Consider the following 18,257-nt stretch of genomic DNA (forward strand, 5'->3'; position numbering starts at 1 on the left):
CGCGGCTGCCAGGGTCGCGCCGTGAGCGCCGTGAGCGCCGTCGCGACGGACCGTGCGCAGGCCGACGCCGCGGTCGTCGTCGCCTGGTGCGACGAGCTCGCCGACATCACCGCCGAACCCGGACGGATCACCCGCGTCTACCTGTCGCCCGAGCACGCCAGGGTCAACGCCGTCGTCGGCGGGTGGATGCGCGACGCCGGCCTGCGGACGTGGCAGGACGCCGCCGGCAACCTGCACGGCCGCGTCGACGGCAGCACCGCGGACGCGCGGACCCTGCTCCTCGGGTCACACCTCGACACCGTGGTGGACGCCGGACGGTACGACGGCATCGTCGGCGTGCTCATGGCGATCCGCACCGTCGCCCGGCTCACGGCCGCCGGCCCCCTGCCGTCCGCCGTCGAGGTGATCGCGTTCTCGGACGAGGAGGGCACCCGGTTCGGCAAGGCGCTCCTCGGCTCCTCCGCCGTCGCCGGCGTCTGGGACGACGGATGGTGGGACCTTGAGGACGGTGACGGGACCACCCTCCGTCGGGCCTTCACGGACTTCGGTCTCGACCCGGAATCCGTCGGGACGGCAGCGGCCGACCCGTCGACGCTCATCGGGTACCTCGAGGCGCACATCGAGCAGGGACCGTACCTCGACCGGGCCGGACAGGCCCTCGGCGTGGTGACGAGCATCGCCAGCGCCCGGCGGTTCTCGGTCGAGGCCGTCGGCGAGGCCCGGCACGCCGGCGGTACGCCGTACGAGCGCCGCCACGACGCCCTGCTCGCCGCCGCCGAGGCCGCACTCGCCGTCGAAGGGATCTGCCGGGCGTCGCAGCACATCGGCACGGTCGGGACGATGACCGTGGAGCCCGGTGCCGTGAACGTGGTGCCCGGGCTCGCGCGGTTCTCGGTCGACCTCCGTGGGGAGTTCGACGAGGGACGCGACCGGGTCTGGGACGCGATCACCGCGGCGTTCGACGAGATCGCCGTGCGCCGTGGCGTCGCCGTGGAACCGACCGAGGTGCACCGAGCGCCCGCGGTGTTCTGCGCGCCGGCGCTGATGGACGCCCTCCGCACCGGGATCGTGTCGACCGGCGAGGCCGCACCGCCCGCGCTGTTCTCCCGCGCCGGGCACGACGCGATGTCGCTCGGGCTCGTCACCGACGTCGGGATGCTGTTCCTCCGGAACCCGGACGGCATCAGCCACCACCCGGACGAGTTCGTCGCCGAGGCGGACATCGCCCTCGGCCTGGACGCGCTCGCCGTGGCGGTCAGGACGCTCACCGAGCGGCACGGCACCGGACCGGACGGCGTCTCGTGAGGGCCGAGCAGCCGGACGTCCGGGCGCGCATCGACGCCGTCTGGGACCGCCTGTCCCCCGCCGAACGCCGGGTCGCCGCCGTGGTCCGGCACGACCCGGAGCTCCTGCTCGTCGGCACGTCCGGTCGCCTCGCGGCCGAGTCGGGCACCTCGAAGGCCACCGTCTCGAGGCTCGTCCGGTCCCTGGGCTTCCAGGACGCCGCCGAGGCCCGCCAGAACCTCATGACCGCCCGCGGGACCGGCCTGCCGTGGGTCGCCGAGGACGCCGCGCACGTCGACCAGCGCGTCGTCGAGTCGCGGAACCTCGACGCCGGGTTCGCGTCCCTCGCCCGTGCCGACCGGCCCCGCCTGGCGCGCCGGATCATCCGGGCGCACCGCGTCCTCGTCGTCGGCGAGCGGGCCGCACACGCGGTCGCCCTGCAGCTCCGCGCGCAACTCGCACAGGTCCGTGGGGACGTCCGCGTCGGCCCCGCTCCGGGCCAGCGGCTCGGCGAGGAGATCGCCGACCTCGACCGTCGGGACCTCGTCGTCATCGTCACCGTGCGTCGTCACGCAGCCGGGGTGGACCGGCTCGTCCGGTACTGCAGCGGAACGGGCGCCGACGTCGTCGTGCTCGGCGACCCGACCGCGGCGGTCATCGCGGCGCCGGCCGCCACCACGATCCTCGTCCCGGTGGACGCCCCGGCCGCGTTCGACTCGATGGCGGCGATGTTCGCCGTCGTCGCCGCGATCGCCAACGACGTCTACGAGGCGTCGGGGCCCGCTGGCCGGGCCCGCGTCGACGGGGTGGCCCGCGCCTACGACGCGCTCAGCGAGCTCGCCGACGTCTGACCGCCTTCGTTCGTTCAGTCGACCGAGCCGTTCGTCAACGGCGACTTCCACCCGCGCGTGGGCGGGGCGAGTACCCGCGAGCGGGAAGTGGCCGCGCCCTACGGCCGGCTCTCGGCGACGAGCACGGCGATCACGGACACGAGCCCGACCAGGACGATGAGCACGTCGAGCACCGCCATCGTCGCGAGCCGGGGTCGGAGCGGGCCGACGGTGAACCGCACGACGACCATCGCCAGGAACAGGGCCACGACCACGACGAGCGCCGCCCAGCCGATCCCCGGCTCGAGGGCCGCCATGAACCCCATCACGACGCCGACGACGACCACCGTGACGGCGCCCCACGCCAGCCACACGCCGCCGTTCGAGGTGCGGAGTGCGGGTTGGTTGCGGACGAGTTCGGGGTCGTCCCGGCGGGGATCGGTCATGGCCCGGAGGCTACCCCTGCCGCAGCGCGCCAGGCGCGTCCCCAGCCGAGCGGAACCGGACTCGCGACCCCGACCGTCGCGGTGGGGCAACCCGCTCCCTGTTCGAGACGAGTTGCGGGGACCACCTGAACGTGCGGTGGGACCACGCCGAGCGCCGCCACGCCGAGCCACCCCGGATCGAGGACCTGACACCGGGGACGACGTTCACCGGACGGGGAGCACCGGACGGGCCGCGGCATCGTTCGGTGAAGGTGCAGTGCCCGTACTGGGGCGCCCCTGACAGGACCACGACGGGCCAGGGATGACGGACCCGGACGACGAAAGCCCCGTCGCGATACGACGGGGCTTTCGTGTGTGCTGTGCGCTCGAAGGGACTCGAACCCCCAACCTTCTGGTCAGTAGCCGAGGCGCGTGCGGCGGCGCGCTGGGGTGCGGGCACTGACGACGAGGACGTGGCAGCGTGAAGTCCCGCGTCGGCGAGGTTGCCGCGTGGGTCGGCGGGATCGTGCTCGTTGTCGTCGTGACGCTCTGCCTCGTGCCATGACGATCCGGTCACGATCGCGCCGCACAGCCGACCGGTCGCCGCGATCGGCCGTGAGTGCAGGGGTGAACATCAGCACTGCATGGGGGGCCGCGATTGCCGGATTCCTCGGATCCCAGCGCGCCGCGGGCCTCCCAGAAACCACCATCTACACACGACGCCAGCACCTCGAGCACATGGCCAGGCGAATCGGCACCGACGACCCCTGGACCACGACCGGCGCGCAGCTGGTCGCCTGGGCCGGGACACAGACATGGGCGCGCGAGACCCGACGCGGCCGCCGCACGACGTTCCGCGCGTTCTGGCTCTACGGCATCGAAGCCGGACTGACCACAACCAACGCCGCACTGTCGCTGCCCCGCGTGAAGCCCGCACCGCCGATGCCGCACCCGACGCCGGACACGGTGTTCCAGGTCGCCATGCGCCGCGCCGACGAGCGCGAACGGCTCATGCTGCGCCTCGCGGCTGACTGCGGCATGCGGCGCGGCGAGATCGCCGTCGCGCACACGGACGACGTGTACGAGGACATGCTGGGGTGGACGCTGATCGTGCACGGCAAGGGCGGCAAGCGGCGTCCGGTGCCGCTCACGAGCGGGTTCGCGGCCGTGCTCCGGTCCCAGCCCCACGGGTACCTGTTCCCAGGCGACGACGACGGGCACCTGTCGCCGCGGTGGGTCGGGAAACTGATTACGCGCCTACTCGACGGGGACTGGACGATCCACTCGCTGCGGCACCGGTTCGCCGCCCGCGCGCACCGGGTGAATCGTGACCTGGCCGTCGTGCAGGACCTCCTCGGGCACGCCTCCCCCGCCACGACCCGGATCTACGTGGCGACCGACGACAGCGACCGACGACGCACCATCGAAGCGATCGCCTCGTAGGCCGCTCAGGACCCGATGCTCAGCTGAGCAATGGCCAGCCCGATCGACGGGAGTTCGACGACAAGACCGGCCAAGATCGGCACCGCGAACTCGTCCCAGACGCGCGACCATCGATCCGGCTCATTAGATCGGTCGGATGCGATGCGGACGTTTGCAAGGAGTCGTTCGACGGCCTCCCGCAGAGCGAAGTCGCCGCGAATTTCGTAATCAGCCAGGCACTGCTCGACCTGGATGATGAGCGTGGCTATGTGTTCGCGCAATTCGACCGGGAGGCTGTCATCCGCCTTGACCGCCTCCAGGACTTCGTGCACCAAGTCCGAAATGCGATCCTGGGCCTCAGCATCCAAGACAGGTACGAACGCTCGCATCTCGTTGGCAAGAAGCTGGAGCATCCCCATATCCCCCTCGTCCGGGGTCCTGGCCCCAACAGTCGGCAACGACATGTTCTCGTTCCAGCCCATCGCGATCGCCTGACTCCACCTCGGCACGGCCCCCATGTAGGCCGCGACCGGCTTCCCGAGTCGCTCCCACGTCGTGAGGGTGTCTTCGCATTCGCCGAGCGCGTTGAACAAGATGCGGGGGGTGTATTTCTGCCTGTCCGACTGCGACCCGGTGCCGAAGTAGTTGAGAAGTAGCTCTGCAGGATTGTTATTCACGAGCCCATCCTGGCCGAATGGCCGCACTGAGGCCAGCAGCTTCGTCGTCGAAATCCGAAGGATTATCCGAGGGCGTCATCGGGCTCGGTCTTGTCCGCGTCGGGGTAGCCCGCGGTCGTCGTAGGTTCCGGCTCGTCGAGGGCGACCGAGCGCGGCACGGACCCGAACCCAAGCCGGGCGAGCCATGCGTTCACGACAGGAATCGCCATGAGCTTGGCCAGGGCACTGGCGATCGCGATCACGAACGCGAAGGCGCCGCCGAGCCACGCAAGCCATGAGGCGGGCAGGACGTCGGCGAGGGCGTCGAGCACTCGCGGGGCCGTGACCTGGAGTACCGCGACTGAGCCGGCGAGCCCGACCAGGAACGCGAGGGCGGTCTGGAGGGCGGTGCGGAGCCAGCGCTGCCGCGTGTGCCAGATGGGCTGCACCGTGGCGGTGCGCTCGTGGGCGCCCATCAGGCGATCCTTCGGAGGTAGGTGTTCTTCACGATGTCGAGCTCGGCGGCGAGCATCGTGTCGCTGCCGTCGTTGTCGCGCGCACGCTTCAGGAGTTCGAGGTGGTAGGGGTTCTTGATGCCGACTCGCTTGCCGGTGACGAGGCTGACGACGAACATCGTCTTGCCGATCGGGACGAACGTGTACATGTGCTTGCTCCTTCTGGTGCCGTTGGTGTGGGGTGCCGCGGAGGACGGTGCGGCGGGCTCGGTCCAGCGGGGGCGGAACCGGCCGAGGATGTAGGACACGGGGCGGCGGCGGTACGCGGCGGCCTTCGTGTCGGAGCCGTTCGCGCCGTAGGTGCGGACGTAGCGTGGGTCGGCGTCGTGGCCGACGAAGAACTCGACGTGGTTCCCGACGCCGTTGTGCTCCCAGTCGAACAGGAGCACGTCCCAGGGGTGGAAGTCGCCGGACCCGGCCGCGTACGAGCCGTCACCCGCGGTCTTGAAGTTGTCCACCCACGAGATCGGGAAACCGCCCCAGAGGCAGTGCGACGCGAATCGGGCGCAGTCGTCCACGGCGGCTGAATCGGTCCACGGGACGGGCAGGTGGTCGCGGCTACGGCCGATCAGGGACGTCGCGTAGGCCGCGACGGCGGTAGGTGTGGTGCGGGTGAGGGTCATCGTTCGGGTCTCCTGTCTCGGGTCTGCTCCAGCTCTTCAATCCGGTCGTCGTGCTCGCCGAGGATGACGAGCACACGGTTGAGCTTCCGGTCCACGCGGCCGAGGGTGGAGCGGTTCTCGTCGTGGCGCTCGTCGGCCTCTTCGCGGAGGTTCGTGGTGTGGTTGTTCTTGACCTCGTGTTTGATCGCGGCGATGTCGCGGGCGAGAGCGACGACCCAGCGAACGACCTCGCGCAGCTTCTTGATCACGTAGCCGAGCGCGGTCAGGGCAGCGAGGATGCCGCCGAGGATCGTCGTAACCCGACCCGTGGGGTCGTCCCAGATCGACGCGGCAACCTGCCCGGCTTGCTCCGCGAGCGTCATCACACGCACGGGTAGATGACTGTGGCGGACCAACGGCGGTGGTTCCCGCCTGCATTGAAGGCGGTCACTTGGCCGCCGCTTGTGGTTCCCGCGATCTGGATTCCGCCCGTGGCGGGTGTGGAGATGCCGGTCACGAACGCTGGGGCGAACACGGTTGCCGCGGGACGGAACCCGCTAGGGACGCGAGCGGCAGTCGGCGTCGCATCGACGGCGATGTTGACCGAGGACGAGGCGTCGAAACTCAGGAGTGCGAGGTTGCCGAATTTGACGAGCGTTGAACCGCTGGCGTCCCAGTTGGTCCCGTTGGCCCAGCCGCTCGCCGCTGCCGTCACGGGGGTCAGCGCGTTGACCGCCGTGATGAGGCTCTGGAGATCGGAACCGAGTGGCGGCTGCCCTTGGTTCGCGAGGATCGCTTCGAGGAGCTTGGCGCGGTCCCAGTCGATATCGGCGATGTCGCGGGCTCGATCGGCCGACTCGAAGGCGGGAATGCCGTAGAGCGGTGTGGTGCGCATGGTCAAAGTCCTTGCGAGATGGTGGCGAAGTCGCCGAGGCGGATGGGGGAATCGAACGAGCCGAGGGTGGCGGCGGACGTGCTGCCGAACAGGTCGCCGATCGAGAGGTCGGCACGTGCCGCGTTGCCCACGGCGGGGGCCAGCGTGACCTCGTGGGACCAGGCACCGTCGAAGGTGAGGGTGCCGCCGATGATCTGGAACATGGGGCCAGCGCCCGCGAGGGTGTTGTACTTCGAGCCGGTGAAGTAGATCGCTCGTCCGTCGTGTACCGGGCGCAGGAACGACCAGGTGAGCGCGTCCGAGTCGAGGGGCAACCGTTTCTCGTCGAATGTGACCGGCGGGAGCCGGAGTTGCCCGTTGAGGGTGTTGACCTTCGCCACGATGCCGTCGGCAAGCCAGCCCGGAGCCTTGTTCGTGGGGCCGACGTCGTAGCCGAACTCGCTCTGCTGGAGGTTCATCAGCTGCGAGTCGATTTCGAGGACCCGGTGGGTGTTGGACGTCGCGTTCCGGTCGGTCGTGCGCTCGATCAGGCTGTCGATGTACACGGTTCGTTTCTGCGCGCCGTCGGTGAGCTTGGGGTCCTTGCCGTACCAGACGTAGGCGACGGACACGGCGTCGACGGAGTCACCAGCGGCGGTGCTCGCGTCGTCGGAGTCGTTGACGGCCACGAGGTCGGCCGAGACTGCGACGCTGTTGCTGCCGGTCGGGGCGATCTGGGTGACGCCGCCGCTGTAGACGAGGCGCAGGGTGCCCGCGTCCGCGGTGATGCCGCACGCAATCGCGTTCGTCTCGGGGTCGTAGTTGACGAACCCGAGTGGTTCTCCGGCGCGGTAGATGCGGGCCACCAGGTCGAGGCTGTTCGCACGCTCGGACGCTGTGACCTGGTTCATGCGGCGCACGAGGACGCTGGAGTCCCCCACTGAGGGGGCGCGGCCGATGTCGGAGACGATCGTCGACATGCCGCGGGACAGGTACTTCTCCTGCAGCGAGTTGATGTTGGACTCGCCCCACCCGCCGAGCCCCTCGAGCGATTCCGCCCCCATCTCACCGGGGAACACCGACTCGCTGAGCGCGCCGAGGCGACCGGACGCGGTGAGCTTCACGAACCACCGCGGCTCACGCTGACCTGTCTTCGGGTTGACGACCTTGATCTGACGCATGTCGGTACCCGAGACCGCTCCGAGGAACACGCGACGGCTGTTCGCGACCTGGTACACCTCCAGTTTGGAGCCGGTGCGCTTGGACGCGCCGAGCCAGTCGCCGGTCGGGTCGATCACGTACAGCGTGCAGGTGTCGGGCTCGGTCTCGTCGTAGAGCGAGTCCCGTCCCCACGCGATCGTGATGTTGGCGACGGCGACGGTCTCGGTGCCGTCCCAGTCGCCGCGGATCGTCTGACCATCGACGTTGACCCGCGCGCCGAGCATCACCACGAGACACCGCCAGCGACCGTCGAACGGCCCGACGAGCGGGACTCGTCTCGCAGGACCTTGCGAATCTCCCGTGCCGCTCCGGCCTTGTCGATGACGCCGTTCAGCGTGACGTAGTTGTTGGTCACCGAGCCCGCCGAGGCAGCACGTGCTGCGGTGGCGAACGCGGCGGTGGCGGACCATCCGTCGGACACTCGGGCGGTCGGGGTGGCGACGGCGGCCACTCGGGCGGTCGTCGCGAGGCGGGCGACGCTGCGGGTCTGCGCGGCGGCGATCTCGACCGTGCGGGCGGATGCGCCGCCACCGAACAGGCTGGAGAGCTTGTCGAAGCCGGACCCGAAGTTGAACGTGGCGATGTCCCACAAGGCGGACGCCAGGGTTGAGACCCAGTTCCAGGCGTCGATGACGCTGTTCTTGAAGCCGTCGATCTTCTCGCCGACCCATTCGACGGCGGCCGCGCCGTTCTCCCGGAAGTTGTCCCAGTGGGTGACCACGAGGACGATCGCGGCGACGACGGCGGCGAGAACGACGATGATCCCGAGAACGATCCACGTGATGGGGTTGGCCAGCCACGCGGCGTTCGAGGCCCACTGCGCGGCGGTCTGGATCGCCTGCACGGCGGCGAACACCTTCATGGCCCCCGAGTACAGGGTGACCGCGCCCGCCACCGCTCCGACGACGAGAGCGAGTGGACCGAGGACCGGCGCCCACTGCTGGAGCAGGGTCAGGACCGGTTCGAGAACGGGCAGGGCGGCCGCGCCGATATCGGTGAACGTCGTCGTAACGGTCCGCTTCAGCTGCTCGAACCCCTGATCCTGGTTCACGGTGTCGTCAAGGCGCTTGGCGGCCCCCTCGACGTCGCCGAGCGCCTGCACGGCGGACGATGGGTCGAGAGCGAACAGGGCGTCGCCGAGGTCTTCCGCCTGGGTACCGAACAGGGCGACGGCGGCGGCGTTGCGCTGCACGGGGTCCTCGATGCCACGCAGGCGATCGAGGACGTCCTGGAGCCCGGCGGCTGCGGAGTCGCCACCGGCTGCGATCTGCGCGGTGGCCTGCTGCGCGTTGAGGCCCAACGCCTCGAACCCGGCCGCCGAGGTCGTGGACCCGTCGGTGGCACGGATCTGGAACTCTTTCAGCGCGTCCGCCACGAGGTCCGTGTTGCGTGCCCCCGCGGCGAGCCCCTGGTCGATCAGGCCGACGGCGGTCTGCCCGTCGAGGCCCAGCCGCTCGAACAGGGCCGGGTACTCGGTGAACGTGTCGATCAGGTCCTCTCCGGCGCGTGCGTTGCCCTGGAGCCCTGCGGTGATGATGTCGAGAGCGGCCTGCGCGTCCGGGGCCATGCCGGTCCGCATCAGCTGCCCGACGGCAGTGGTGACGCCGCCCAGGTCCTGGTCGAAGGTGGTCGACACGTCGAGGACCTTCGCGGTGATATCGCGCATAGCGTCGTCGTTCGCGCCGCGCATCCCGTCGATGTTGCCGATAACCTGCCGGGACGCCTCTGCGACCTGTTCGAGGCTTTCGCCGTACGCGTCGGCGAACAGGTCGCCGTTGATCTTCCCGAGCCGGGCAGACTCCTGCGGGTCGAGCGCGAGTTGCCCGGCGAGCTTGTTCCCGATCTGCGCGTTGTCGACTGCACCGACAACGCCCGCGACGAGGGCGACGCCAGCGGCCGCCCCCGCAACGTTGAGACCGTCCTTCGCCTTCTGGACGTGCTCCTCCAGCCCGTCGACCGCCTTCTCCGCTTGCTGCGCGGCCTTCTGCGCGCCCACGGCGTCCCCGAGAATCTTGACGGCGAGAATGGCGGTCTTGTTAGCCATTGGAACGGGCCTCGTTTCGTTCTTCGAGCAGGGCTACGGCGGTGGCGATATCGTCCGGGTCTTCCCGCGCCCAGATGGACGCGGGAATCCCGGTTTCGAGGGCGAGAGCGACTAGAAGCTCGTGGGCTGACCCTCGGGGGTGTCTTCCCCCAGGTGATCAGCGGCGTCAGCAGCCTCCACGTCGTCGGCCGACTTGAACGTGACGTCCACGACGGCGTTCTCACCGCTGGACCACTCGTCCCACGTCTGGGTCGTCTTGCCCTCGCGCTTCGCTGCGCTCCACGCACGGAAGAACTGCATGCGCATGGCGTTCTCGCTGATCGACCCCCACGCCTTGTTCTTGCGCAGCGTGGTCTCGAACGCGAGGGTGTCGCTGATGTTCGGGGTGACCTCGAACGCGTCGCCGGTGGCGGGGGTGACGACGAGGACTCGTGCGTTGGACATGTCAGGTTCCTTCGATTCGTTGGACGATGGTGTCGAGGTGGTTGATGTAGACGGGCAGCCACCGACCCTCGGAGTCGCGTGCGCCGTCCGAGAGGAACGGCTGCGCCTTGATGCGGCGTTTAGGCCAGCCCCAGTGGATGACGGGCGCGTAGGGGACGCGGGCGGTGCCCGCGCGGATCACACCAGCGGTCTTTGTGCCGGACGCGCGGATCGTGCGTTGCAGCCGTCCGGTGGGTCCGACGGGGGCGAGGGCGGCCGAGGCGCGGGCTGCGATCTCGGCCGCCTCGCGGTGGGCGGCTTTCAGGTCGGTGAGGTCGTCGCCTGCGGCTTTGAGCGTCGCGCGGAGCTTCCGTGCGCCGTCGACTTGGACGACGGTCTCGGCCATGTCAGCTCAGTTCGAGCGGGGTCCCGGTCGAGTCGACCGGGGTCGGTTCGCCGATCACTCGGAACTCGAAGTCGGACGTGTTCTTCTTCTTGACGTCGCCGCCGACGGTGAGCGGGACGACGGTGCAGACGCCGGACCAGGACACGTCGTGGTCGTTCGACGGGGTGAACAGGAACGGGACGTCCTGGAGACGGTGCTGGTAGCAGTACATCTCGATGGACTCCTTGTCGAAGTCCTGGTTCGCGGTGCCCTTGATGGACCAGTCCGTCGATGCGTCACCGGGCACGGTCTCGCCCGAGAGGACCGGCACGTCGTCCTCGAAGTCGGACTTCGGTTCCAGGCTGAACTTGGTCAGCTGCGCGGCGATCTCGCGCTGGCTGGCGGTCTCGCCGAGCTTCAGCGAGCCCGGGCCGAGCATGTGAGCGGTTGCGACCATGAGCGGTCTCCTATTCGGGGTCGGTGTAGGTGAGGACGTAGGCGGACAGGGCTTGCCCGGCTGTGGGCTGGAACGCGCTCGGCTCGGCCTCGGTGAAGTCGAGGCCGGGTGCGATCGCGGCGATGATCTGGTCGATGCGGTCCCACGCGACCATGTGGTTGTCGAACGGGCCCGCGGTGACGCAGACCTCCCACGTGGTCTCGGTCTGGGTGTAGGTCGGGAAGGTCAGGCGGGGCGGGAGGACGATCACCGCACCGCCCGGGGCACCCTGGGGAACCTGGGTGCCGTCGAACGTGACGAGCACGTCGGCGAGGTCGTCGGGTAGGGCGGCGCGGATCGTGTCAGCGATCGCGGCCGCCCGCTCGATGCGGGGGCCGGTCATGCGAGCCCCCGGAGGTAGGGTCGGAGGATCGCGGCCGCGGTGAGCATGGGATCACGCGCGAGCCGGATGGGCTGGACGTCGCCGCTCTCGAACCCGGCGACGCCCGAGCGGGACGACTTGCGGTAGTACAGGTCGGACCCGACCTCGAGAATCGCCCGGCGCCGTACGGCTTCGGGAACGGTCTTCCGCTCGGTAGCGGTCTTGCCGATCCGCTGGTCGACGAGCGCCTCCGCTTCCTCGGCCGAGTCCGCTGCGAGCCGCTTGTCCACGTCGCCGACCGCCTGCACGTACTCGGCGAGGGTGATGTGCTTCGGGTCGTCGTCGGACTCGGCCGGGGTTGCGTCAGTCATGCGATCACGCGCCAGCCGCGACCGGGTCTGCCGTCACGACGGGCACCAGGCCACCGGGCACCTCGTCGGCCAGCGCCGAGTAGAAGTACACCGAGTACGCCTCGGTCAGGTTGACGATGTTCGAGTCCGTCAGCCGCACGATCGGGCTGTTGTAGGCGCGCAGGGCGAGCTTGTTCACGAACTGGGGCGTGGTCGTCGCCTGCTTCGGGTCGACGCGGACGATGACGCCCGCGAGGTTGCCGCCGAGCGCGGCCGGGCTGACGACGCCGACGGCGTTCACGCCCTCGCCGTAGACGACCATGAGCGGGCGACCGGTCGTGTCGGTGATCGCCGCCAGGGTCTTGAACGTGTCCTTGTCGACGAGCAGCGCGTCGAGGCTGAGGCCCTGGTCCTCGTAGATCCCGGCCGCGTCGATGATGCCGCCGACCCACTGGGTGAACTTGCTCTGGTCGGCTACGGTGACGGTCGAGCGCTTGTCGGCCGAGTCAGCGGCGATCTGCTTCGCGCGGAGCTTGGCTACCCCTGCGCGGAGCATGATGTTCTTCCGGCGGCCGGCCTCGATCGCGAGAGCCCGGAGGTTCGTGTCCAGCAGGTTGACGCTGGACCGCTCGATCGCCTGGCGCGAGAGCTTCGTGTATCCACCGACGGTGACGACCGGGGCGTTGCGGGTCGTCACGGTGACCTTGCCGTACGGCAGGTCGTCGCCCTCGTTCTCCTGCACGTCGACCTTGACGGTGTTCGTGCCCAGCTGGCCGTACTCGATGGTCTCGCCCTCGGCGGGCAGGGTGCCAGTGGAGAACAGGCCAGACAGGATCGAGTTGTCATCGATCAGGCGAGTGAGGTCGCCGACCCACGCGGGGCGCAGCGTGCCGTCGTCGGCGAGCACGCCGCCGTCATAGGCGCGGGCGAGCAGGCCCTCGTAGGACTCGATCGTGGCGCTGTCGCCGCGGACGAGGGCCTGGAGGACCTGACCGGCCGAGCGGGTGTCGGCGGGCTCGGTCGCGGTGCGGGTCTCGCCGATGCGGGCGGTAAGGGCGTCGAACTGACGGCCGGTCTCGGCGCGCTCCTGCTGGAGAGCGGTGTCGAGCATGCGCTGGAACTCTTCGGGGTCCACGGGGTCTCCTGTTGGGGTGTTGGGGGCGGTCTGGCGGTGGCGAACGTCGGTGATCTCGGCACCGTCGTAGGCAGGCATGGGGACGAGCGAGACCTCGCCGACGCGGACCGCGACACGGGTCACGTCACCGGTCTCGTCGTCGATCTCGGTCGTGATCGGGTAGAAGCCGACGGACATGGACCGGACCACGCCGTCGCGGAGCAGCGTGTAGGCATCGTCGCCCAGCGGGGTCTCGGAGATGCGGGCGGTGACCTCCCACCCGGCGTCGGTGTCGCGGTGCGAGACGATCCGGCCAATGGGGTCGGTGTGCCGCCAGTACAGCAGCGCGTCGTCCGAGTCCTGGACCGAGCCGCGGGCGAACTGCTCGGTGTACGAGCCGAACCAATCGCTGATCGAGGCGGGCGAGTCCCAGGGGACGGCGATCCCAGTCACGGTCCGCTCGTCGGTGTTGACGGCGCGGACGTGCATCTCGCGGTGGTGCATCTGGGTGTCGGTCGTCGCGGCGCGGCGGTGCATCCGGGGCTCAGGCATCGGCGGTCTCCTGCGGGGTGGTGGCGGGCTTGGCGGGGGCGGCTGCGGCAATGTCGGCGCGCTGCGCGTCGGTGAGCGGGGCCATGCCCTCGTCGATGCGCACCTCGTCGCGGGTCTTCCACTTCGCGGCGAGTGCGGACGCGTGCGCCTCGTAGCGGGTCTTCGTGTCAGTGCGCAGCAGCACGTCGATGTTGAAGCGCGCCGTCTGACCGCGCGGGGTCACGTCGGTGAATGCTTCTTCCATCTCGCGGAGGACGTTCATCAGGGAGAACCGGACGTAGCCGATCCAGTCCTGCTCGACGTTCGCGTAGGTCTGCGACCCGCCCTGCACCGATGCGAGGAACAGCGACGAGGGGACGCCCATCAGGCGGGCGATCTGGGTCGTGGAGAACTGCTGCGATTCGAGGAACTGAACGTCGGCGGGCTTCAACCCGAGGTAGTCGTAGCTCAGGCCCTTGCCGAGCACGCGCACGTCGTTGCGGGCGTCGTCCGGGTCCAGGGGCTCGCCGGACTCGGGGTCGCGGCCGTGCCACATGCGACGGTACGCGCGGGCGTCGTCGCCGTTGAGGTCCTGGTCGCTCTTCAGCACGCCGGACGGGACGCCGCCCTCTCGGAAGAACCCGGAGCCGAAGTCGCGGGCGTCGAGCGCTCCGGCGATCTCGAATCGGGCGGCCTGGATCGGGCCGAGGCCGAGGTCCATCCCGGGGACGCTGAGGAACTTCAGGTGGTGGATGTCGAGGGTCGACCAGTCGTTCCGGCCTTCGTAGCTGAAGGTCTTCCGGCCGTTCTTCGGGTCGGTGTACGGGGCGACCTTGCGGGGGTCGAGCGGCACAAGCTCGACGGGCGCGCCCGCAAGCCGGACGATGCGCCAGTAGGCGTTCCCGTGGAGGTAGAGGGCCGCGGTGGTCTCCTCCAGGAACCGCGACCGGGACATGGACATGCACGGCTTCTGGACGAGCAGCGGGGTGTCGGCGACGACCTGCCCGCCCCGCTCGATGTTGACCGAGAGTTGCGCGACGGCCGTCGTGTGAATCTGGACGGCGCGGAACACCGTCGAGAGCGTCAAGGCGCGATCCGGGGTGACGCCCAGCACGTCCGAGCGGGACGGCGGGCGGACACCCTCAGGCATGGTGTCGGCGGCGTTCTCGTCGGCCGATCGCGCTTCGGTGACGGCAGCGCCCGTGCGGAGCAGGGCGGCGGTGCGGGACCAGAACGACGGCATGCCGAGAACCATCCGGGCGAAGAGCCGACAGCACCAAATATGAGCGTGACCGAACCGGATGACGCGGACGAGGCATGACATAGCTGACATGTCGTTGACCGTGGCGGGGCATCATGGTCATGGCCAAACCCGACCGGGCGTAGGCGTCTGTTCGCGTCTGTTCGCGGCTGTGGGCGGCCACGAGAAAGCCCCGCCGTGCGACGTGCACAGCGGGGCCCGGAGCAGCCGACTCAGAACAGCTGGCGACCGATCTTCTTCGGCAGGTGGTCAACGGCCCAGGCGGCGAGGGTGCTCGCTTCCAGGGCGCTGATTGAGCCGACGGATGCGCGGCGTCCCCAGGTCCAGGCACCGTCGCCGATCCACCGTCGGGTCGCAAGCTCGGCGGCCGCGTCGAGGGCGGCGTGCGGCCGGTATCGGAACTTCGGCTGAGGCTCGGTCGTGACCCAGGACAGGACGTTGGACGCGGCCGCGGTAACGGCAGACGACGTGAGCGGCACGAGGTCCAGCTGCGCGCGTTCGGCGGCGTCGAACAGCGCGCCGGACGGCCCCACGCGGTCGATCGCGACGGGCGCGCCGAACTCGGTCGAGAGTTGCTGGAGCCGCGGGAGCACCCAGTCCGAGCCTGGCGAGTGCCCCTCGGGAACGACACCGACGATGACGTCCCCCGCGACCCGGACGGCGACGACGATGGTCGCGTCCACGTTGTCTACGCCGACGGCCGCGCCGAACGCGATCGGCCCCTCCGGCTGTCCCGGGTCGGTGTACGCGGCGCGCTTCCAGGCGTCGAGCGGGATCGTGCGCTCGGTCGCGCCCGTGCGGCGGTTGCCGTAGGCGCGGGCGAACTCGCCGGGTCCGAGCCGCTGGAGGTTGTCAACGAGGGTCTGCATGTCGAACAGGTACCCGTAGCCCGGGTGCGCAGCGGCCACGGCGTCGAGGTCGGTCGGGTCGACGTCGGGACCAATGCCGTAGTCGATCAGGCAGACCGTCGGGTCGCCCGCTCGAGCTCGCTCCAGCACGGCGTTGAGGAACGTCGAATCCACGGTCCCCTCGGTCGATTCGATCCAGACCTGGGGTCGCTGTCCGGTGACCATCGACCGGGACCCGGCCGCGCCCGCGATCGCTTGGACGAGCGCCTGCCCGTCGGTCTGCGAGAACGCCCACGCCTCGTCGATCGACGCGCGGTCGACCTGTTTCGAGTGCAGGGAATCGACCGTCGGCGGGTGCGGCCGGAATGTCGATCCGTTGTAGAACCGCAGAGCTTCGGACCCATTTGACAGGCGCGGCTTTCGAGCGAGCGGGGATATCACCGACTGCGCCCAATCGTCCTCGACCATTTCCCGCCACTTATCGGTCGCGTGCTGCCCGGATTGCGCCGTGTACCAGGCGCGACGGCCGCGACCCATGAGTGCATTCTGAGTGCTCGTGGCAAGATCTAGCGTGGTTTTTCCGCATTGGCGCTGGACGGTGACCACGACGTCGGAGTACACGAATCGGCCGGCGTCGTCGACTTCGAGGGCGACGTCCGCTGCGAGACGCTGCCAGGGGATGAACGGTTTCCCGAGGGCATCACCGACGGCGGCGGCGTGCGCTCCGTAGGTGGCGCGGTCGTGGTTACGCGGCGTCACTTGCCGTGGGGCCACCGGGGCGAGGGGCGGTTGCGAGGGCATCTGCGATCTTTCGTAGTTCGGGCGGGAGGTCGGAGTCGTCGGCGTCGGGGATCGCGGGGTCCAGCTGCGCCATGAGCGTCCCGAGCGTGGCGACCTCGTTGGCGACGGCCCGGCCCTTGGCGTTGCCCTTCGATATGTTCTGCGCGAGCGAGATACACATGCGGGCGAGGGCAATCCGGGAGCCGGTCAGCGGGTTTTTCTGGGCGATCTCGTCCAATGCCTGCTTCACGGCTTTTTCTTCCGGCGATTCGCCGTAATTGCCGGTCGTCAGGTCCAATCCGCCGAAGATATCCGCGTCGTCAAGGGTCGGATTTGCGGCGTCCATTTTTTTCTTTCTGGTCGGGTTGGGGGAGAGAACGACGGTGGGAACGCTGGGTGTCGTCGGTGCCACGCTCAGAAAAACCGCGGACGCGTTCGCGCTGACGGCGATGATGGATCGCGCGTGACTCGCGGACCATTGCGACCGCTTCGAGCCGCCGCGTGCGCGTGGTGTCGCAGCTGACCAGGGCTCCGGGCATGTACAGCACGAGGTCCCAGACCTCGCGGGCAAGCACGATGCCGGAACGGATCTGACGCGCGTGACGTGCGCGCATCACCACCACCCGCCGCTCGTGCTCGTAGTGCTGGGCACGGGGGCCTCCGGTTCGGTAGGGGTGGGGGTGGGTTGCAGTGTGGGGGGTGGGGTCTCGCCCCCGGGGGTGGGTGTCTGTGCCAGGGCGGGGGCCACGAGGTCGTACCAGGTAGCCACGTGCTGCGCCATGACCTCGGGCCGCTCGGCAGCTGCGCGGCGCTCGACGGTCTCGCGGCCCGGGTCGATCGTGACGATGCGGTAGCGCAGCATCCGATACTCAGCGACGTCTGCCGGGGTCGGCATGCTGTGGATGATCCACACCCCGCACGGGACCTGGAGCCGCTTGGCGCGGTGGATCGCGGTCGAACGCGCGCCGATCGCGACGTGGCGCACGTGTGCGGGGTACACGTGCGTGCGGTCGGGCTGGACGGGCATCAGGGCTCGTGCGATCTCGTCGAGGTCGATCGCGACGTCCATCGGTCCGGCATGCTCCCGGACGTAGGTCGACTTGCCCGCGGCGGGCGGCCCGATCACCACGGTGATCACCGGGCCGCCCGCCATGCCGGACATGGCCTGGTTACGCCGCCACGAGTTGCACGATCGGCACGCGGGGCGGAGGTTGTCCATGTCGTCGGTCCCGCCTTCGTGGAACGGGATCACGTGGTCTTTGGTCGTGGCCTTGTAGGTGCACTTCGGACCCTGGAGCCAGCACACGTCGCCGTAGACCTCGATGACGCGCCGCGTGAGGGCCGCTGACGCGCTTCCGCCGCGCTTAGCCCCTCCCATGCTGTCCCCCGTGCTCACAGGCCCGCAGCCAAGCGTCCACGGCTCGCGGGTGATACCGGATGAGTCGGCCGTCCTTCACGAACGCGGGACCACGACCCCGGCTGCGCCACTTCTCCAGAGTGTTGGGCTTCACGCGCAGCAGGTCGGCGACCTCCGCAGGGGTCATGTACTTACCCACGGGTCGCCGCCTCGTGGGCTTGTCCGGCGCGCGCGTCGAACAGGGCACGGTCGAGTTCGTCGGCGATGCTCAGGCCGGGTCGGTCGAGGTCCTCGTACACCAGCCCGCTCGTCGCCTCTCCGGTCAGGAGGTCGGTACGCCAGTCGAGCATGCGAACGCCACCCTCGGGCGCGCTCGGGGCGAGCACGACCGCGAGGGCGAGCCGTCGCGGATCGGGAGCGTGCGAGGCGCATACGAGCACGACCACGCCGTCCTCGCCCGTCCTCGTGGTGCTCACAGGGCGGGTGCATTGGGTCTCGACGCCGAGCACCGTCACGG

The 18,257-nt window shown here is 69.6% G+C and carries 24 protein-coding genes; 3 read left to right on the forward strand and 21 right to left on the reverse strand.

Annotation, left to right across the window (positions count from 1 at the left end):
• The first annotated feature begins 30 nt into the window (after positions 1 to 30).
• On the forward strand, positions 31 to 1,305 hold the full coding sequence (locus tag HP507_RS02425) for an allantoate amidohydrolase (RefSeq protein ID WP_338085229.1): 1,275 nt from the start codon (positions 31 to 33) through the stop codon (positions 1,303 to 1,305).
• Entirely contained in the window at positions 1,302 to 2,135 is an 834-nt protein-coding gene (locus HP507_RS02430) for a MurR/RpiR family transcriptional regulator (RefSeq protein WP_175350268.1), read from the forward strand. The genes HP507_RS02425 and HP507_RS02430 overlap by 4 nt, the downstream gene beginning before the upstream one ends.
• Positions 2,136 to 2,233: 98 nt before the next feature.
• Here HP507_RS02430 and HP507_RS02435 read toward each other — a convergent pair whose 3' ends face one another.
• Positions 2,234 to 2,560, reverse strand: a complete 327-nt coding sequence (locus HP507_RS02435; protein WP_175350269.1) for a hypothetical protein — start codon at positions 2,558 to 2,560, stop codon at positions 2,234 to 2,236.
• Positions 2,561 to 3,277: 717 nt separating this feature from the next.
• Here HP507_RS02435 and HP507_RS02440 point away from each other — a divergent pair.
• Entirely contained in the window at positions 3,278 to 3,982 is a 705-nt protein-coding gene (locus HP507_RS02440; protein ID WP_175350270.1) for a tyrosine-type recombinase/integrase, read from the forward strand.
• Between the two features lie 5 nt (positions 3,983 to 3,987).
• Here HP507_RS02440 and HP507_RS02445 read toward each other — a convergent pair whose 3' ends face one another.
• From HP507_RS02445 to HP507_RS02540, 20 genes are all read right to left on the reverse strand, one after another.
• On the reverse strand, positions 3,988 to 4,638 hold the full coding sequence (locus HP507_RS02445) for a hypothetical protein (RefSeq protein ID WP_175350271.1): 651 nt from the start codon (positions 4,636 to 4,638) through the stop codon (positions 3,988 to 3,990).
• A 62-nt stretch (positions 4,639 to 4,700) separates the two neighbouring features.
• Positions 4,701 to 5,093, reverse strand: a complete 393-nt coding sequence (locus HP507_RS02450; protein WP_175350272.1) for a hypothetical protein — start codon at positions 5,091 to 5,093, stop codon at positions 4,701 to 4,703.
• A complete protein-coding gene (locus HP507_RS02455; RefSeq protein ID WP_175350273.1) occupies positions 5,093 to 5,755 on the reverse strand; it encodes a hypothetical protein in 663 nt (220 codons plus the stop codon). The genes HP507_RS02450 and HP507_RS02455 overlap by 1 nt, the downstream gene beginning before the upstream one ends.
• The gene (locus tag HP507_RS02460) at positions 5,752 to 6,117 is read right to left on the reverse strand and encodes a hypothetical protein (protein ID WP_175350274.1); all 366 of its coding nucleotides are present in this window, start codon (positions 6,115 to 6,117) and stop codon (positions 5,752 to 5,754) included. The genes HP507_RS02455 and HP507_RS02460 overlap by 4 nt, the downstream gene beginning before the upstream one ends.
• Complete coding sequence (locus tag HP507_RS02465; RefSeq protein ID WP_175350275.1) at positions 6,117 to 6,629, reverse strand: hypothetical protein; 513 nt, start codon at positions 6,627 to 6,629, stop codon at positions 6,117 to 6,119. The genes HP507_RS02460 and HP507_RS02465 overlap by 1 nt, the downstream gene beginning before the upstream one ends.
• A 2-nt stretch (positions 6,630 to 6,631) precedes the next feature.
• Entirely contained in the window at positions 6,632 to 8,056 is a 1,425-nt protein-coding gene (locus HP507_RS02470) for a hypothetical protein (RefSeq protein ID WP_175350276.1), read from the reverse strand.
• On the reverse strand, positions 8,053 to 9,873 hold the full coding sequence (locus HP507_RS02475; RefSeq protein ID WP_175350277.1) for a phage tail tape measure protein: 1,821 nt from the start codon (positions 9,871 to 9,873) through the stop codon (positions 8,053 to 8,055). Before HP507_RS02475 ends, HP507_RS02470 begins: the two co-directional genes overlap by 4 nt.
• Before the next feature lie 111 nt (positions 9,874 to 9,984).
• Positions 9,985 to 10,317: a hypothetical protein gene (locus tag HP507_RS02480; protein WP_175350278.1), complete on the reverse strand. Its 333-nt coding sequence runs from the start codon at positions 10,315 to 10,317 to the stop codon at positions 9,985 to 9,987.
• 1 nt (position 10,318) lies between these two features.
• Entirely contained in the window at positions 10,319 to 10,702 is a 384-nt protein-coding gene (locus tag HP507_RS02485) for a hypothetical protein (protein ID WP_175350279.1), read from the reverse strand.
• Between the two features lies 1 nt (position 10,703).
• Positions 10,704 to 11,138 (reverse strand): hypothetical protein, encoded by a 435-nt coding sequence (locus tag HP507_RS02490; RefSeq protein WP_175350280.1) that lies wholly within the window; start codon positions 11,136 to 11,138, stop codon positions 10,704 to 10,706.
• 10 nt (positions 11,139 to 11,148) lie between these two features.
• Positions 11,149 to 11,520, reverse strand: a complete 372-nt coding sequence (locus tag HP507_RS02495) for a hypothetical protein (RefSeq protein WP_175350281.1) — start codon at positions 11,518 to 11,520, stop codon at positions 11,149 to 11,151.
• Positions 11,517 to 11,870, reverse strand: coding sequence for a hypothetical protein (locus HP507_RS02500; protein ID WP_175350282.1), 354 nt, complete (start codon positions 11,868 to 11,870; stop codon positions 11,517 to 11,519). Before HP507_RS02500 ends, HP507_RS02495 begins: the two co-directional genes overlap by 4 nt.
• A gap of 4 nt (positions 11,871 to 11,874) precedes the next feature.
• The gene (locus HP507_RS02505; protein WP_175350283.1) at positions 11,875 to 13,515 is read right to left on the reverse strand and encodes an HK97 family phage prohead protease; all 1,641 of its coding nucleotides are present in this window, start codon (positions 13,513 to 13,515) and stop codon (positions 11,875 to 11,877) included.
• The gene (locus HP507_RS02510) at positions 13,508 to 14,737 is read right to left on the reverse strand and encodes a phage portal protein (protein ID WP_175350284.1); all 1,230 of its coding nucleotides are present in this window, start codon (positions 14,735 to 14,737) and stop codon (positions 13,508 to 13,510) included. The genes HP507_RS02505 and HP507_RS02510 overlap by 8 nt, the downstream gene beginning before the upstream one ends.
• 230 nt (positions 14,738 to 14,967) lie before the next feature.
• Positions 14,968 to 16,362, reverse strand: coding sequence for a hypothetical protein (locus HP507_RS02515; RefSeq protein ID WP_175350285.1), 1,395 nt, complete (start codon positions 16,360 to 16,362; stop codon positions 14,968 to 14,970).
• Positions 16,349 to 16,729 (reverse strand): hypothetical protein, encoded by a 381-nt coding sequence (locus HP507_RS02520; RefSeq protein ID WP_175350286.1) that lies wholly within the window; start codon positions 16,727 to 16,729, stop codon positions 16,349 to 16,351. The genes HP507_RS02515 and HP507_RS02520 overlap by 14 nt, the downstream gene beginning before the upstream one ends.
• Positions 16,704 to 17,006: a hypothetical protein gene (locus tag HP507_RS02525; protein ID WP_175350287.1), complete on the reverse strand. Its 303-nt coding sequence runs from the start codon at positions 17,004 to 17,006 to the stop codon at positions 16,704 to 16,706. The genes HP507_RS02520 and HP507_RS02525 overlap by 26 nt, the downstream gene beginning before the upstream one ends.
• The gene (locus HP507_RS17530) at positions 16,997 to 17,761 is read right to left on the reverse strand and encodes an HNH endonuclease (protein WP_217508414.1); all 765 of its coding nucleotides are present in this window, start codon (positions 17,759 to 17,761) and stop codon (positions 16,997 to 16,999) included. The genes HP507_RS02525 and HP507_RS17530 overlap by 10 nt, the downstream gene beginning before the upstream one ends.
• Entirely contained in the window at positions 17,748 to 17,927 is a 180-nt protein-coding gene (locus HP507_RS02535; RefSeq protein WP_175350304.1) for a helix-turn-helix domain-containing protein, read from the reverse strand. The genes HP507_RS17530 and HP507_RS02535 overlap by 14 nt, the downstream gene beginning before the upstream one ends.
• Positions 17,928 to 17,931: 4 nt before the next feature.
• On the reverse strand, positions 17,932 to 18,216 hold the full coding sequence (locus tag HP507_RS02540) for a hypothetical protein (RefSeq protein ID WP_175350288.1): 285 nt from the start codon (positions 18,214 to 18,216) through the stop codon (positions 17,932 to 17,934).
• Between the last annotated feature and the right edge of the window lie 41 nt (positions 18,217 to 18,257).

This window comes from Curtobacterium pusillum, from assembly GCF_013359865.1.
GTDB classification, from domain to species: Bacteria; Actinomycetota; Actinomycetes; order Actinomycetales; family Microbacteriaceae; genus Curtobacterium; species Curtobacterium pusillum.

Excerpts from the sequence above, each read along its gene's own strand:
- HP507_RS02510 (WP_175350284.1), bottom strand. The coding sequence starts at position 14,737 with ATGCCGTCGTTCTGGTCCCGCACCGCCGCCCTGCTCCGCACGGGCGCT.
- HP507_RS02465 (WP_175350275.1), bottom strand. The coding sequence starts at position 6,629 with ATGCGCACCACACCGCTCTACGGCATTCCCGCCTTCGAGTCGGCCGAT.
- HP507_RS02460 (WP_175350274.1), bottom strand. The coding sequence starts at position 6,117 with ATGACGCTCGCGGAGCAAGCCGGGCAGGTTGCCGCGTCGATCTGGGAC.
- HP507_RS02490 (WP_175350280.1), bottom strand. The coding sequence starts at position 11,138 with ATGGTCGCAACCGCTCACATGCTCGGCCCGGGCTCGCTGAAGCTCGGC.
- HP507_RS02505 (WP_175350283.1), bottom strand. The coding sequence starts at position 13,515 with ATGCCTGAGCCCCGGATGCACCGCCGCGCCGCGACGACCGACACCCAG.
- HP507_RS02435 (WP_175350269.1), bottom strand. The coding sequence starts at position 2,560 with ATGACCGATCCCCGCCGGGACGACCCCGAACTCGTCCGCAACCAACCC.
- HP507_RS02450 (WP_175350272.1), bottom strand. The coding sequence starts at position 5,093 with ATGGGCGCCCACGAGCGCACCGCCACGGTGCAGCCCATCTGGCACACG.
- HP507_RS02520 (WP_175350286.1), bottom strand. The coding sequence starts at position 16,729 with ATGGACGCCGCAAATCCGACCCTTGACGACGCGGATATCTTCGGCGGA.
- HP507_RS02475 (WP_175350277.1), bottom strand. The coding sequence starts at position 9,873 with ATGGCTAACAAGACCGCCATTCTCGCCGTCAAGATTCTCGGGGACGCC.
- HP507_RS02495 (WP_175350281.1), bottom strand. The coding sequence starts at position 11,520 with ATGACCGGCCCCCGCATCGAGCGGGCGGCCGCGATCGCTGACACGATC.
- HP507_RS02500 (WP_175350282.1), bottom strand. The coding sequence starts at position 11,870 with ATGACTGACGCAACCCCGGCCGAGTCCGACGACGACCCGAAGCACATC.
- HP507_RS02485 (WP_175350279.1), bottom strand. The coding sequence starts at position 10,702 with ATGGCCGAGACCGTCGTCCAAGTCGACGGCGCACGGAAGCTCCGCGCG.
- HP507_RS02455 (WP_175350273.1), bottom strand. The coding sequence starts at position 5,755 with ATGACCCTCACCCGCACCACACCTACCGCCGTCGCGGCCTACGCGACG.
- HP507_RS17530 (WP_217508414.1), bottom strand. The coding sequence starts at position 17,761 with ATGGGAGGGGCTAAGCGCGGCGGAAGCGCGTCAGCGGCCCTCACGCGG.
- HP507_RS02480 (WP_175350278.1), bottom strand. The coding sequence starts at position 10,317 with ATGTCCAACGCACGAGTCCTCGTCGTCACCCCCGCCACCGGCGACGCG.
- HP507_RS02535 (WP_175350304.1), bottom strand. The coding sequence starts at position 17,927 with ATGACCCCTGCGGAGGTCGCCGACCTGCTGCGCGTGAAGCCCAACACT.
- HP507_RS02440 (WP_175350270.1), top strand. The coding sequence starts at position 3,278 with ATGGCCAGGCGAATCGGCACCGACGACCCCTGGACCACGACCGGCGCG.